The sequence below is a fragment of the Marinobacter sp. genome, from assembly GCF_041690455.1.
GTDB lineage: Bacteria > Pseudomonadota > Gammaproteobacteria > Pseudomonadales > Oleiphilaceae > Marinobacter.
The window spans coordinates 22,923-37,173 of record NZ_JAWLHI010000002.1; the positions used below are offsets into that span (position 1 = coordinate 22,923).

At 60.0% G+C, this 14,251-nt stretch carries 11 protein-coding genes; 2 read left to right on the forward strand and 9 right to left on the reverse strand.

Annotation, left to right across the window (positions count from 1 at the left end; translation table 11 throughout):
- The 3 genes from ACESMW_RS00600 to ACESMW_RS00610 all read right to left on the reverse strand — a co-directional run bounded on the left by ACESMW_RS00600 (position 1) and on the right by ACESMW_RS00610 (position 4,096).
- Positions 1-1,710, reverse strand: a complete 1,710-nt coding sequence (locus ACESMW_RS00600) for an ExeA family protein (protein WP_372985157.1) — start codon at positions 1,708-1,710, stop codon at positions 1-3.
- 95 nt (positions 1,711-1,805) lie between these two features.
- Complete coding sequence (locus tag ACESMW_RS00605; protein ID WP_372985158.1) at positions 1,806-3,293, reverse strand: DUF3336 domain-containing protein; 1,488 nt, start codon at positions 3,291-3,293, stop codon at positions 1,806-1,808.
- A gap of 26 nt (positions 3,294-3,319) precedes the next feature.
- Positions 3,320-4,096 (reverse strand): VacJ family lipoprotein, encoded by a 777-nt coding sequence (locus ACESMW_RS00610; protein WP_372985215.1) that lies wholly within the window; start codon positions 4,094-4,096, stop codon positions 3,320-3,322.
- Between the two features lie 94 nt (positions 4,097-4,190).
- Here ACESMW_RS00610 and ACESMW_RS00615 point away from each other — a divergent pair, with 94 nt between their 5' ends.
- Positions 4,191-4,598, forward strand: a complete 408-nt coding sequence (locus ACESMW_RS00615; RefSeq protein ID WP_372985159.1) for an acyl-CoA thioesterase — start codon at positions 4,191-4,193, stop codon at positions 4,596-4,598.
- A 9-nt stretch (positions 4,599-4,607) separates the two neighbouring features.
- Here ACESMW_RS00615 and ACESMW_RS00620 read toward each other — a convergent pair whose 3' ends face one another.
- The 3 genes from ACESMW_RS00620 to ACESMW_RS00630 form a co-directional block, all read right to left on the reverse strand.
- Positions 4,608-5,729, reverse strand: coding sequence for a beta-ketoacyl-ACP synthase III (locus ACESMW_RS00620; RefSeq protein WP_372985160.1), 1,122 nt, complete (start codon positions 5,727-5,729; stop codon positions 4,608-4,610).
- Between the two features lie 104 nt (positions 5,730-5,833).
- A complete protein-coding gene (gene hrpA, locus ACESMW_RS00625; protein WP_372985216.1) occupies positions 5,834-9,697 on the reverse strand; it encodes an ATP-dependent RNA helicase HrpA in 3,864 nt (1,287 codons plus the stop codon).
- Positions 9,698-9,890: 193 nt separating this feature from the next.
- Complete coding sequence (locus ACESMW_RS00630) at positions 9,891-11,564, reverse strand: AMP-binding protein (RefSeq protein ID WP_372985161.1); 1,674 nt, start codon at positions 11,562-11,564, stop codon at positions 9,891-9,893.
- Positions 11,565-11,751: 187 nt separating this feature from the next.
- Between ACESMW_RS00630 and ACESMW_RS00635 the strand changes: the two genes are divergently transcribed.
- Positions 11,752-12,237, forward strand: a complete 486-nt coding sequence (locus ACESMW_RS00635; RefSeq protein WP_372985162.1) for a MaoC/PaaZ C-terminal domain-containing protein — start codon at positions 11,752-11,754, stop codon at positions 12,235-12,237.
- 45 nt (positions 12,238-12,282) lie between these two features.
- Here ACESMW_RS00635 and ACESMW_RS00640 read toward each other — a convergent pair whose 3' ends face one another.
- Genes ACESMW_RS00640 through ACESMW_RS00650 form a run of 3 tightly spaced genes read right to left on the reverse strand, consistent with a single transcriptional unit; the run spans position 12,283 to position 14,250 of the window.
- Entirely contained in the window at positions 12,283-13,242 is a 960-nt protein-coding gene (locus ACESMW_RS00640; protein WP_372985163.1) for an AgmX/PglI C-terminal domain-containing protein, read from the reverse strand.
- Complete coding sequence (locus tag ACESMW_RS00645; protein WP_372985164.1) at positions 13,235-13,723, reverse strand: ExbD/TolR family protein; 489 nt, start codon at positions 13,721-13,723, stop codon at positions 13,235-13,237. Before ACESMW_RS00645 ends, ACESMW_RS00640 begins: the two co-directional genes overlap by 8 nt.
- On the reverse strand, positions 13,720-14,250 hold the full coding sequence (locus ACESMW_RS00650; RefSeq protein WP_372985165.1) for an ExbD/TolR family protein: 531 nt from the start codon (positions 14,248-14,250) through the stop codon (positions 13,720-13,722). The genes ACESMW_RS00645 and ACESMW_RS00650 overlap by 4 nt, the downstream gene beginning before the upstream one ends.
- Between the last annotated feature and the right edge of the window lies 1 nt (position 14,251).

The window sequence follows — 14,251 nt, forward strand, 5'->3', positions numbered from 1 at the left end:
TTACCCCTTACTGCTCGAAATACGGGGAACCAGGCGCGGCCCGGGAACATCCAGATCGTTATTGATCTGGATAACCGTCATGGCGCCGGCGATGCCGTCCACAGCCAGGCCCCTGACCTCCTGGTACCAGCGTACTTGCTCCTCTGCGGACATGCGTTTCACCCGACCATTCTCGGTAGCAGATTCCGTATACCGGTCGGCCAACTCCATCATCCTCGCGCCGATCCATAACTGCTGGCCGCTGCCGGAGGCATAGAAATCGTCACCGGTCAGGTATTCGGGCAAGCGCCAGAGCACGCGGTAATCTCCAAACCAGTATTTCTCCAGGCTGGCAAAGGACATTTCCCGGGATTGCCCTCCGGGAAGCATGACTTCCGCCAGGTCTCCATTGAGGGACTTGATCACGGCGTAGCCGGTCTCACCAGCCTCGTTGCGGAGCTGGAGCATGGCTGGTCGGTTCAGGAACTCGAGACTCCGACGGGTTCCCTGCCGCTCCAGGCATCCCAGGCCGACAGTGCGGGCATAATCACAGGCAATGGGGTGGTCCTCGGGCCGGTAGCTCTTGTCCCACAGGCCAAACAGCAACCGGAAAGCCCCCGCCCTGCTGACCCGGTCTTCCGGGAACTGGAAGGCAGCAAGCGGCTCCCGGACAGGTTCCGTGACCGGGGTTCCCTCTGTGGCAATCTCAGCGCTGACTTGGTCGGCCGCGTCTTCTGATTCGGCTTCCCGGTCAACCGCACCCGCCTGTTCAGTTTCGCTGTCCGGAACCAGCTCAAATGTGTTGGCCAGGGGCCAGCGGTCGATCAGCCAGACCGTACCCATAACAGCGACCAGAATGGACGCGGCCACGAGCAGATACTGTGATCCGCGGCCGGAACCATTTTTGGTGGTAACCGGAGCCGCGTTGCCGCCGCGAACTTCCTTTGCCGCCTGCTTGATATGACCGGTGGTAATCTCGTGTTCGCCTTCGGCGTAGGCGCCCAGAAGTGCCCGGTCACTGATCAGGTTGATCAGGCGGGGAATACCCTGGCTCTCCTTGTAAAGACGGTTGATGGCGCCCTGGGAGAAGATATCCCCGCGCATCCCGGCGACTCCGAGGCGGTACTTCAGGTAAGCCGCCAGCTCGTTCCGGTTGATGGCGTCCAGATGATAGCGGGCCGTAACCCTCTGGTTGAGCTGGCGCAGTTCGGGCAGGGACAGGATCTGCTGCAGCTCCGGCTGCCCGAGCAGGACAATCTGCAGCAGTTTCTTCTCGGCGGTCTCAAGGTTGGTCAGCAGCCGTAGCTGTTCCAGCACATCGGCGGACAGGTTCTGGGCCTCGTCAATCAACAGCACCTTGTGACGGCCGGCGGCGTGTGCATCGAGCAGGTCCCGGTTGATCAGGTCCACCAGTTGCTTGATGGTGGCGCCCGGCTCGTGTGCAATGCGCAGCTCGTCGCAGATGGCGGACAGCAGTTCCTGGGCGGACAGCCGGGGGTTGAGAATCAGGGCAATGTCGACGTTGTCCGGAGCATTCTCGATAAAGCAGCGGCTTACCGTGGTCTTGCCGGTCCCTACCTCCCCGGTGATCACGATGAAGCCACCCTGCCCCTTCACCCCATACATCAGGTGAGCCAGCGCCTCCTTGTGGCGCTCGCTCAGGTACAGATAGCGGGGGTCTGGCGCGATGGAGAACGGCGGTTCCCGGAAACCGAAGAAATCGTAGTACATGGACGTCCAGTCAGATGCTCAGGCACCGGGCAAGGGCTTCACCTGCCCGGCTTGTTATGGCGGTATGATAGCGCCCGTTTCAGCGGCGTGTCATCTCAGGATGCACTGGAATCGGAATTGCTTATCAGCCGGAGTTCGGCGGTTCGTCGATTCTGCTGTTTCAGGCGCCTTACGCATCGCTCCAGGGTCTTGGAGATCCGGGCATGGGAGCGGATCATCGAGATTTTCGGCCAGGTGGCACGTTCTCCGGCCAGGATCATCTCCCGAACATAGGCCGGATCGGGATTCGCCAGCATTCGGCTGAAATCCCGGACCGAATAGGACGGTGCGATGGTGACATCTCCGGAATAGCGCTGGGCCATGATGGTATACAGCTGCCCAGACATCTGCCGAAGCAGCTCGGGCCGCAGACGTTTGCGCAGGTAATCGAACACCCCCTGACCGTGAAACTGGACCTCGGACTTGAGCAAATGCATCGGCAGCCTGGCCAGGGACAGCTTTTCATCCTCGCCCCGGCCGCTCAGGAACGGCACGACGTGCGGGTTGGTCTGGCTGACGATGGTGAAAATCACATCGTACAGGTGCATCAGGCGCTCAATGGGCAGATCACTGACCACAGAGCCATCCACGAACTTCACTTTGGGCATGTAAGGCAGCGCATTGCCGTGCAGGTCCTTCTTCATCAGCGTGACCGGCGGGAAGATCCCGGGTACAGCAGCGCTGGCGAGTGCCGCACTCCAGACCAGCAGATAGGGTGAGGTGTAGCCACACAGCAACCGCGCTTTCTGGTGCGCCTGGACGGGCGATACACTGACATTGATCGACCGGCCAGTGCGCTGGTAGGCCTCTTCGAAGGTGTACTCACCCACATTGTCGCGCAGACAGGTGCGGAGCTGTTCCTGGTCCATGAGGCCGTCGCCGCGCATGGCACTGAGCAGGCCGCGCCATTTCCAGGCCTTGAGGTTGTGGTTCTCCGGAACCAGCATTTCCGGGATCTCGGCATCGGTGTGCACACCCAGAATGGCGGCGATAATGGCGCCGCTGCTGGAACCGGCCACTACCTGGGGCAGCAGCCCCTTCTCCCAGAGGGCCTTGATCACCCCGAAATGGAACATGCCCAGGGTGGCGCCGCCACTGAGCAACAGCGTGGGCCGGCCATAACTGGTCAGGGTATCGCGGAAGAACTGGAGTTTGTCTGCCACCGGAAATCCCGGTACCGGGTTGTCGCAGAGAAAATCGAGGGATTCACAGACCTGGGTGATGTATTCTTCGATCAGGTGTTTGGTACCGACCCTTGACCGGGTGTAGAGAGCCGCATTGCCCATGTTACCCAGATCATGATGCAGGCCCTCGCGTAGCGCACGCTTCAGACGCTCGAAGTCATTCTGCTGGCGGTACTGCTTGAGGTTGCTCAGGCGATCGTAGATGAGCTCGTAGTGGTAGAGGTCGGAGACAAACTCCTCCTTCCACTCGGCGTTGCCCTCCAGGAAATCCAGCTCCAGGGCTGCGGCTTTCCAGACCTCATAATTCGGAGCCTCTGCCAGCATCTTCCGGTACTTCGCAATCCTCGCATCCTTGATCACCCTGGCCTCCTCACGTGTCGCGCCGGTCAGAAATCCTCAAGCATCAGATCCTCGTCGTCGCCACTGGCGAACGGATCTTCGGTCACCTTACCATCATTGATCAGGTATTCACGGCGTTGCAGGAAGGCATTGCGCACAAAGGTGTAACTGTCTCCGGAGATAAAGCCTTCAGCCGGGATCAAATCCGCCCGCTTGTCCACGATCTGCAAGGCCCGGGCGTAGTACATCTCCGGACTTTCCGCAGCATCCCACAGCGACGGGAAAACAAAACCGTCAGTGGCCAGGCCACTGAAATGCCTGGGCGTTGACGGACCCAGGAAAGGCAACATCAGATATGGCCCGGAGCCCGCGCCCCAGTATCCCAGGGTCTGGCCGAAATCCTCCGGGCGCTCCGGCAGATCGAATGCCGTTGCCACATCGAACAGGCCACCCAGGCCGAACACCGTGTTATACGTGAAGCGCCCCGCAGCAACCACGGCGGATTCCCCCTTCAGCTGCAGCACGCTGTTGATGAAGTTCCGGACTTCCGTGAGGTTATTGAAGAAGTTGGTGACGCCCCGGTCGACCACGCCCGGAGTCACGGTACGGTAGGTCTGGGCAACCGGCTTCAGGAACCAGCGGTCAATGGTCTCGTTGAAGGTAAAAACGCTGCGGTTCCAGGACTCGTAAGGATCTTTCGGATCAACCGGCACAGAGCCTTCCGGAGCGGGCTCCTGCACCGCCTGGGCCTGCACCTGCCCGGCCAGCAACGCAGCCAGGATCAGCATGATCAGGGGAAAGCGCCCGGAAAAAAGTTGTCTCATCATACACTCTCGGGTTGTGAATCTTGTTTCGCTTCGTCGAAAATACCGGCGCTATCCGCTTGTCATTATAATTTTAATCTTCCGGAGGAGTCCGATGTCAGCACCAGGTAATCTTGTCAGCACCCTGGAAACGCCCCTGCGCTGGGGCGACATGGATGCATACGGCCATGCCAACAATACAGTTTATTTCCGCTTTTTCGAGGAGGCCCGGATTACCTGGTTCTCGTCCCTGAATGTCGGAGGCCCGGAAGAGCCCACCGGACCCGTTATTATAAAGACCAGTGCCACCTTTCTGAAAGAACTGACCCATCCTGCTTCGATAATAGTGGAAACCTACGCCGACAGGGCCGGAAACACCAGTCTGGACACTTACTATTTGTTAAAAGATGCAAAAACCGGAGAGGTCTATTCGGAGGGCTATGCAAAAGTCGTCTGGGTTGACCGGACTGCCCGAACCTCAACGGCACTGCCAGATACCCTGAGGCAACTGGCAGCCCGTTAAAGCTTCAGATCAGCGGCGGCGAACCACAACGCTGCCGATGGAATAACCGGCGCCGAAGGAGCAGATCGCCCCGAGGTCGCCGGATTCCAGGTCGTCCTTGTGCTTGTGGAAGGCGATGATCGAGCCGGCGGAACTGGTGTTGGCGTATTCATCCAGGATGACCGGTGCTTCCTCTTCGGTCGCGTCCCGGCCCAGAACCTTCCGGGCAATCAGCTGATTCATGTTCAGGTTGGCCTGGTGCAGCCACATCCGGCGCAGGTTCTCCGGTGACAGGTCCAGCGATTCCAGGTGGTTCTGGATGGTCTGGGCCACCATCGGCGAGACTTCCTTGAACACCTTGCGGCCTTCCTGGACAAAGAGCTTGTCCGGCTTGCCGATGCCGGATTCATCCGCGCGGTTCAGGAAACCGAAGTTGTTGCGGATGCTGTTGGAGAACTTGGTCTTCAGACTGGTGCCGAGAATCTCGAAGCCCTGGCCCTCTTTGGTGTTTTCCTCGCGCTCAACCAGGATGGCGGTGCAGGCGTCACCAAAGATGAAATGGCTGTCCCGATCCCGGAAGTTCAGGTGGCCGGAGCAGATTTCCGGGCTGACCACCAGCACAGAACGGGCCGCGCCGTTTTCCACGGAATTGACCGCAGCCTGCAGGCCAAAAGTGGCAGAACTGCAGGCCACGTTCATGTCGTAGGCAAAGCCGTCGATACCCAGTGCTTCCTGCACTTCGATGGAGATCGCCGGGTAGGCGCGCTGCATGTTCGAGCAGGCAACGATGACCGCATCCACATCCGCCGGGGTTTTACCGGCCTGCTCCAGTGCTTCGTTGCAGGCAGCCACCGCCATGTCACACTGAACCGAGTGCTCGTCGTTGCTGCGCTCGGGGATGTAGGGCGCCATCCGACGCGGGTCGAGAATGCCTTCCTTGTCGATCACATGCCGGCGCTTGATACCGGACGCCTTCTCAATGAACGCGGACGAGGAGTGCTGAAGCGCGGCAATGTCACCCCGCTCGATCTCCTCGGCATGTTCGTCGTTATACAGGTCAACGAACTGGTTGAACGCTTCAACCAGCTCATCGTTATCAATTGTTGCAGGCGGTGTGTACAGACCGGTTCCGCTAATGACGGCTTTAATCACGCTAACCCCACGTCAAGACAGTGAAAACTTGATGACAGAATGATGCACTGCCGGAAATACTAACACAGTCATCCGGATTTTCCCGTTAGCCTTCGTTAACGGCGTCAGACGCGGGTTTTCTCCCATTGTTTGTCCAGGCGTTTTACCGAAACCGTCATCGCGGTGCCCAGTTGCTGGGCAAAAAACGACACCCGGAATTCCTCCAGCATCCATCGGTACAGCACCAGTTCCGGATCCCGGATACCCTGGCGCTGCTGCTCATCGCGTTTGGCGGCATAGCGGGCCCACAACGGTTCGATGGTGTGCAGGAACTCCCGCTCCCTGCCCATTTCCCGGGGCATCTTCTCGAGCCGGACCAGGCAGGCCTCGAAGTACACGCCGAACCGTGCCATCCACTCCGGCGGGGTTGCCACCAGGAAGCCGGGGTACACCAGGTTCTCCAGCTGGAATTTCAGGTCAGCCATGCTGTTGGCCAGGGCCAGGTTGATCTTGCCCTTCAGCTGTTTGGCGACCTTCTGGTAACCACTCATGGCCTCGTACAGCCGCTGATCTGCTTCCTCCAGGGCGGGGATAAAGTCCCCTCGTCGGGCATCGAATATACGGTCGAAGTCGGCCTGCGACCGGGGTAACTCATCGGACAGAAAATGCTGGATCACGGTGGAGAGCAGCAGGTCATCCAGCAATACCCGGGCTTGTCCGACCGGGGCGAACATCAAGGCAGATTGTTTGAACCGGGGCAGTTTACGCTCCAGGTCGTTCAGGGTGCTGCCGAAGCGGTTAACAATCAGCCTTGCCACACCCTTTTTGGTGGTGTCTTCCGCCGTAAGCCGGTCCAGGCAGCGGATCTGCCGGACGGTCCTGCCCAGATCTTCCAACGCGGGATACACCGTCACCTGCATACCGCCCTTCTCGGTCTGGACCTGGCGAGGCAGATCGCCAAACTGCCAGTCGGTGTATTCGCCCGAGGGCTGATCCAGCTTGCTGTCGCGGCTGACCGATGCCAACGCCTCTTCCGCCTTGCCTTCCAGCTGGGACTGGATTTCGCCGGTTTCGCGGCTCTCCGCCAGCACCTTGCCCTTGTCGCCCATGACCCGAAGGTTCATCCTCAGATGCCTTGGCAGCTCTGCCTCCGACCAGGCCTCCGGATCAATACGCACACCGGTCATGCGACGCAGTTCGTCCCCCAGCTGCTGGGTGAGCGGTGCGTTGGAAGGCTGCATGTTGGCCAGGGCGGCATCGACGAAATCCGGCACCGGCACGAAATTGCGGCGCAGCGCCTTCGGCAGCCCCTTCACCAGGGCAATGCACTTCTCCCGGAGCAGGCCAGGCACCAGCCACTCCAGACGCCGGGACGGAATCTGCTTCAGTGCCATCAGGGGCACCTGCATAGTGACGCCGTCCCGCTCGCTCGTGGGCTCGAATTCATAGCTGAGGGGGTATTTGACGCCCTCCCACTCCAGATAATCCGGGTAAAGCTCCGCCGCGCCGGCATCCAACGGGCGCTGGAGAACGTCCTCCTCGGTCAGCTCCAGGTTCCGGAGCTCCTCCGCCGAGAGATTCTTCCACCAGGATTCGAAGTGCCGGCCACTGACGATATCCTTGGGCAGCCGCTCGTCGTAGAAAGCGAACAGTACCTCGTCGTCCACCAGCAGGTCCCGGCGCCGTGTTTTCTTTTCCAGGTTCTCGACGGTATCGAGCATCTCCCGGTTGCGGGCGATGAACGGGGCCTTTGACCGGTAATCCCCTTCCACCAAGGCACGGCGGATAAACAGGTTGCGGCTCTCGACCGGATCCACCTTGGCGTAGGGGATGCGACGCCTGGGTACTACATCGAGCCCGTACAGGGTCACTTTCTCGTAGCCCATCACCTGGGCTCGCTTCTGCTCCCAGTGCGGCTCGAAGTAATTGTGCTTGACCACATGACCGGCCAGCGGCTCGATCCACTCCGGCTGGATAGCGGCCACCATGCGGGCAAAGACCCGGCTGGTTTCGACGATTTCCGCCGCCACAATCCACTTGGGGGCGGACTTGGCCACCTTGGAGCCCGGAAAGATCCACACCTTGCGGTTCCGTGTGGCCAGATACTCCTTTTTCTCCAGCTTGACCGCCACCTGCCCCAGCAAACCGGCCAGGATGGCCTTGTGAATCGGATCGTAACTGGCCGGTTCCTTGTTGAACGCCAGCTTCTGCTCCCGGCAGATCAGGGTGAGCTGACGATGGATGTCCCGCCATTCCCGCATGCGCATCCAGCTCAGGAAGGTCTTCTGGCACAGCTTCTTGAGCTGGTTATGGGACAGTTCCTGCCGCTGCCCTTCGTACCAGTTCCAGATGTTGAGCAGGGTGGCAAAGTCGGATTCCTTGTCATTGAACGGCGCGTGGGCCTGGTCCGCTGCCTGCTGCTTGTCCTGGGGTCGTTCGCGGGGGTCCTGGATGCTGAGGCCGGCGATCACAACCAAGGTCTCCGCCAGACTGCCCTGGTCTGCGGCGGTCACCAGCATCCGGGCCAGGCGCGGATCGAGTGGCAGCTTGGCCATGGTCCGGCCCAGCCGGGTCAGCTTTCGCTTGTCATCGACCGCACCCAGCTCTTCCAGCAGCTTGTAACCGTCATTGATCTGGCGCTTGTCCGGAGCCTCCAGAAACGGGAAGTTGCGGATTTCACCCAGGCCGGACGTGGCCATCTGCAGGATGACGGAGGCCAGGTTGGTGCGCAGGATTTCCGGATCGGTGTACTCCGGTCGGTTGATGAAATCGGTCTCATCGTAGAGCCGGAAGCAGATACCCGGCGCAACCCGGCCGCAACGGCCGGCTCGCTGGTTGGCACTGGCCTGGGATATCGGCTCGATGGGCAGGCGCTGGATCTTCGAACGCACGCTGTAACGGCTGATCCGGGCCACCCCGGTATCGATGACGTAGCGGATGCCGGGCACGGTGAGCGAGGTTTCCGCCACGTTGGTGGACAGCACGATGCGCCGGCCCCGGTGGGACTGGAATACCCGGTTCTGCTCCTGGTTACTGAGGCGGGAATACAGCGGCAGCACCTCGGTGTGCTTCAGGTCCACGTGGCGAAGCACCTTGCTCAGGCTGCGGATCTCGCGCTCGCCAGGCAGGAACACCAGGACATCGCCTGGAGGCTGTTTTTCGCTGCGCTCGTGGTCCTCGATTTCCCCCAGGGCATCCAGCACGCCGTCGGTCCAGCTCTGGTCCCGGTCATCCTCGTCACCGGTCAGGGGCCGGTAGCGGATATCCACCGGGTAGGTACGGCCGCTGACCTCGATCACCGGGGCCTGGTCGAAGAATTCGCTGAAACGGTCCACTTCGATGGTGGCGGAGGTAATGATGATCTTCAGATCGGGCCGCTTGGGCAGCAACTGCTTCAGGTAACCGAGCAGGAAATCGATATTGAGGCTGCGCTCGTGGGCCTCGTCGATGATCAGGGTATCGTAGCGGTCCAGGAACCGGTCATGCTGGATCTCCGCCAGCAGGATACCGTCGGTCATTACCTTGACCCGGGATTGCTCCGAGGTCTGGTCCGTGAAGCGGACCTGATAACCGATCTGCTGCCCCACCTGCTCCCCCAGCTCATCGGCGATCCGGGCTGCCACGCTTCGGGCGGCAATCCGGCGGGGCTGGGTGTGGCCTACAAGGCCGCGGATGCCGCGACCGCTGTTCATACAGATCTTGGGGATCTGGGTGGTTTTCCCGGAACCGGTCTCACCGGCAATGATTACCACCTGGTTCTGTTCGATGGCCTCGCGGATGTCATCGACCCGATCAGATACCGGCAGGGACTCGGGAAAGCTTGCCGGTTTGTGCAGCGCCTGGCGTTGCCGGACTTTCTCCAGCCCCCGCTCCAGCCAGCCCGCCATTTTCTCCAGATCCTTCTGGCCGGGCTTGCCCTTGGTGCGGGCCACGGTCTTGACGATGCGGGCGGCCTCCTGCTGATTGCAGGCGTCCAGCTGCTCCATCATGGCCTTCACGGCAGCCTGGGAGTCCGGGCGTGGGGAGGACGGTGCGGGACTGTCAGATGTGGTCTTTGGCATTGAAAAGAGGAACCGGTGTAAAGCTCAGTGGGGTTGATTCGAGCAGCACAGTCTAGCGGAAAGTCGCTGGCTTAAAAATGAAAAACCCCGCCGGAGCGGGGTCTTCAAGGTACCAATGGGATTACTTGCTGGCTTCATCCCGCAGTTCGCGACGCAGGATTTTGCCCACATTGGTCTTGGGCAGCTCATCGCGGAATTCGAAGTGCTTGGGTACCTTGTAGGCGGTCAGGCGCTCACGGCAGAACTCTTTCAGCTCGTTCTCGCTGACACCCTCGGCGGTCGGCACAAGATAAACCTTGACCGCCTCCCCGCTCTTGGCATCCGGGATGCCGACGGCCGCACACTCCACCACTTTCGGATGTGCGCTCACCACATCTTCCACTTCATTCGGGAACACGTTGAAGCCGGACACGATGATCATGTCCTTCTTGCGATCAACAATGCGGATATAGCCGTCTTCCTGGATCAGTGCAACGTCCCCGGTTTTCAGGAAACCGTCGTCGGTGAAGGATTTCTGGGTATCCTCCGGACGCTGCCAGTAGCCACGCATCACCTGCGGACCTTTGACACACAGTTCGCCGGGCTCGCCCAGCGGAGTCTCGTTGCCGTCATCGTCGATGGTCTTGACGATGGTGGAGGGGATCGGCAAACCGATGGTACCGATCTGGATCGCGCTGTGAGGGTTGAACGTGACCACCGGGGAAGTTTCGGTCATACCGTAACCTTCGGAGATCTCGCAACCGGTCACCCGTTGCCACATCTTGGCGGTATCACTGGTCAGGGCCATGCCACCGGAGGATGTGAGCTTCAGGGAACTGAAGTCCAGATCCTGGAACTCCTCGTTGTTGCACAGGGCAACGAACAGGGTGTTCAGGCCCAGAAACGCGGTGAACTTGTGATTCTTCAGCTCTTTAACGAAGCCCGGAATATCCCGCGGATTCGGGATCAGCACATTATGGGCGCCAGCCTCCAGCATGAGGCCACAATTCAGGGTGAAGGAATAAATGTGGTATAGGGGAAGGGGCGCGATGACCACTTCCTTGCCCTCTTCCACGGTGTCTTCCATCATCGGGCGGACCTGAAGCAGGTTTGCTACCAGGTTGCTGTGGGTGAGCATGGCACCCTTGGCGACACCGGTGGTACCGCCGGTGTATTGCAGAACCGCGATATCGTCCTTCTTGGTCTCAACCGGGGTAAACTTTTCACGGGCGCCTGCCCCCAGAACCGCCGGGAGCTTGTGGGCACCGGGAATGTTGAAGGCCGGCACCATCTTCTTGACGTGTTTGACCGCCGCATTCATCAGGGTGCGCTTGATCGGCGAGTTCATGTCGGCAATTTCGGTAATGATGACATGCTCGATGCCGGTCTGGGGCACCACCTTTTCGGCGTTATCTGCCATGTTGGCCAACACTACCAGCGCCTTGGCGCCGGAGTCGTTGAACTGGTGTTCCATTTCCCGCTGGGTGTAGAGCGGGTTGGTGTTGACGACAATCAGGCCGGCACGCATTGCGCCGAAAACCACCACAGGGTACTGGGGAAGGTTTGGCATCTGGACAGCGATGCGATCCCCCGGCTTCAGGTCAGTCTTGTTCTGCAGCCAGGCTGCAAAATTACGGGTTTGGGTGTCGAGGTCACGGTAAGTGAGAGTTGCGCCAACAGCACTGAATGCGGGGCGGTCCGCGTATTTTTTCACGGCCTGCTCGAACACATCCACCATGCTCTGGTATTTATCCAGGTCTACCTCGCGCGGCACGCCGGCGGGGTATTTGTCCTGATAAAACTGCTCAAAATCCATCACCATCTCCTGTTTGGCGCTTCTGATTGTAATGGTCGACCAATGTCAGACTGATCAAAAAATCAACCCGACAAAAGTATCAGCCGAAAAAAAGTGGAGAGAGAATAGCAGTTTTGTAATCGATGAGGTAGGTTTCAGGCATCACACCGAACAACTGTTTTGCTTTCAATAACGTGCGGAGCACACGATGAACGATACCCTGGATACGCTGGAAAATGTCACCTATGACGAACTCAACGAGGGCGACACCGCCACGTTTACCCGGACCCTGACCGAGGACGACCTGTACCTGTTCGCGGCGGTTTCCGGTGATGTGAATCCGGTACACCTGGACGCCGAATTTGCGGCCAATACCATGTTCAAGGAACGCATTGCCCACGGCATGTGGAGCGGCTCCCTGGTCTCGGCCGCACTGGCCACCGTGATGCCCGGCCCGGGAACCATCTACCTTGAACAGAACCTCGCCTTCAAACGGCCGGTCAAGCTGGATGACACTATCACGGTGAAGCTGCAAGTACTGCGAAAGGAGCCGAAAAACCGGGTTGTCGTGGAATGCGATGTGCGCAACCAGAATGACCAGCAGGTGGTTGTCGGCGAAGCCAAGGTGATTGCCCCCAAGGACAAGGTAAAGCTGAACAAACCGAACCTGCCCGAGATCACCATCGACCGCTAAACCGACGCCCGGCCCGCTGCGGCGCGTGAGATTTCCTGCCGGGACTCAGCCCGGCAGGAAATCCACCGGAAACCGCACTTTCCGCCGCTCGACACTGTCCGCACCAAAACTGAACATGCGAACACGCATGGCGATACGCTGCTCCAGGGTCGGATTTTCCAGCTCCGAACTCACGACCTCGCAGGCGGACACCGAACCATCCGGCTCAATCACCAGCTCAAGCAGAACCTTGCCCTCCAGGGTCGGATCCTGGCGCAACTCCCGCTTGTACAGGGAGTAAAGCGCGGTTTTCTGGGCATCGAACACCTTGCGGATATTGCTCATGGCCCGCTCTCCGGCGGAGGATTTCGCGGCGGCGGTGTTGGTGCGGGCTACGGTTTGCTGCGCCGGTTCTGTCTTGGGCTCGACTTTCTTGACCTGGTGGTCAGCCACCGCGACTTCGGCTGCCGGGTTTTCCCCGGCCTCAACGCCTCCACTGCCCTTCAGAACGTCCGACGAGTCAGGTTCTGGCGATTCTGATCGGGACCCTGATCCCACGTTGGCGGCCATAGCCGCGGCCTGCTCCGATGGGGATTCCCGGAGTGACGCCAGCCGGTCCTTCATGGCCAGCAAGCCTGAGCGGGAGGCAGTTTCGCGGGCTTGCTCGACGGTTTGCGTTGCCTGGGTATTGGGGGGTGAAGGTGAAGTTGGGGTCAGATGAAGGTTTTCATCAGACCCCTTTTCTGGCTCGGGGGCCTGCTCCAACTCCGGGGTCTGAAGAACTTGTTCTTCTGACCCCTTCTTCACCTCCGGCGCCGCCACCAACCTCGCAAGCCTCGTCGGCACCTCTTCCACCTCCGCCCGCTCCCATTCCTGCAGCTCCATAGTCGGAATCAACAGCGCCGGCGGCAGGAACACCAGCACCGTCACGGCCAGAATCCCCACAAACCGCTTTCGTTCACCCGGCGCCCGGGACCAGGGCAGGCGTGGGGTCTGCCAATCCTGCAGTACGGAAGCGTCAGCCATTGCGCGCCTCCGGCTCCACCGCCAGCCTTACCTGACGAAACTGCTGATCAACGCAGGTCTGCATGATCCTGCGCAGCAGGCGGTAATCGGTATCCCGGGCAGCCATGATGGTGATTTGCAGGCCCTGTTCCGGAATTTCCTGCAAACGGTCACGGCGATAGGCCAGTTCCTCGGACAAACCGGAGATGTGACGATCACCCGTCTCGATGCCATCCAGCCGCGCCACTTCCCGGTCCTGCACCAAGATCGACCGACCGTTTACCTGAACGGTCAGGTTCTCCACTGCCTGCTGCTCGGCGCTGGAGACCGGCAGCGGCACGTCGGTTGAATTCTGCATCACCTTCACATCGGACGAATTCACCATCAGGAAGAACACCAGGATGGTGAAGATATCCATGAGCGATACCAGGTTCAGGCCACCGGCCTTGTGCATCCGGCCATAGTGACGGCGCAGCCGCCGGGAACGATGGGAGCTTTTCATGCGCCCTCCCCGGCCGCCGGTGCCGCCAGATCAGCAAGCGCCCGATCCTCCGGCGCGTCCATCAGGGAAATATCCGGAAACAGCTCACCCTCCACGACACTGGCGGCCACCACGGCGGGATAGGAGCGGACGGTATCCATGGTGGTGACCAGGGTCTGGTAGTCAATGTCAGGGCCGACTTCAAGAATCACATCGGTCTTGTCCGGAACCCTGGCCTTGATCCCCCGCAGCAGGTTTCTCAGACTCTCAAAGTCCTGCTTGCCGTCAGTCGCGGGCAAGACCCGGAGCAGACCCCGCTCGGAATCCGCTACTTCGATGCCTCCGGGAATCAGGGTGACCACCAGATCGAGTTGCTCCGACTCTAGCGGTTCGCCCTCCTGCAGCCCGGGAAAATTCAGCTCGATCATGCGTACCTGGCTGAACACCATTCCGAGTAGCAGCACGGGTACGAGCACGATCATCAGGTTCAGGAACGCGGTGATATCCAGTTCCGGAGAATTCGTCATCTGACGATGTCGACGTCTCATG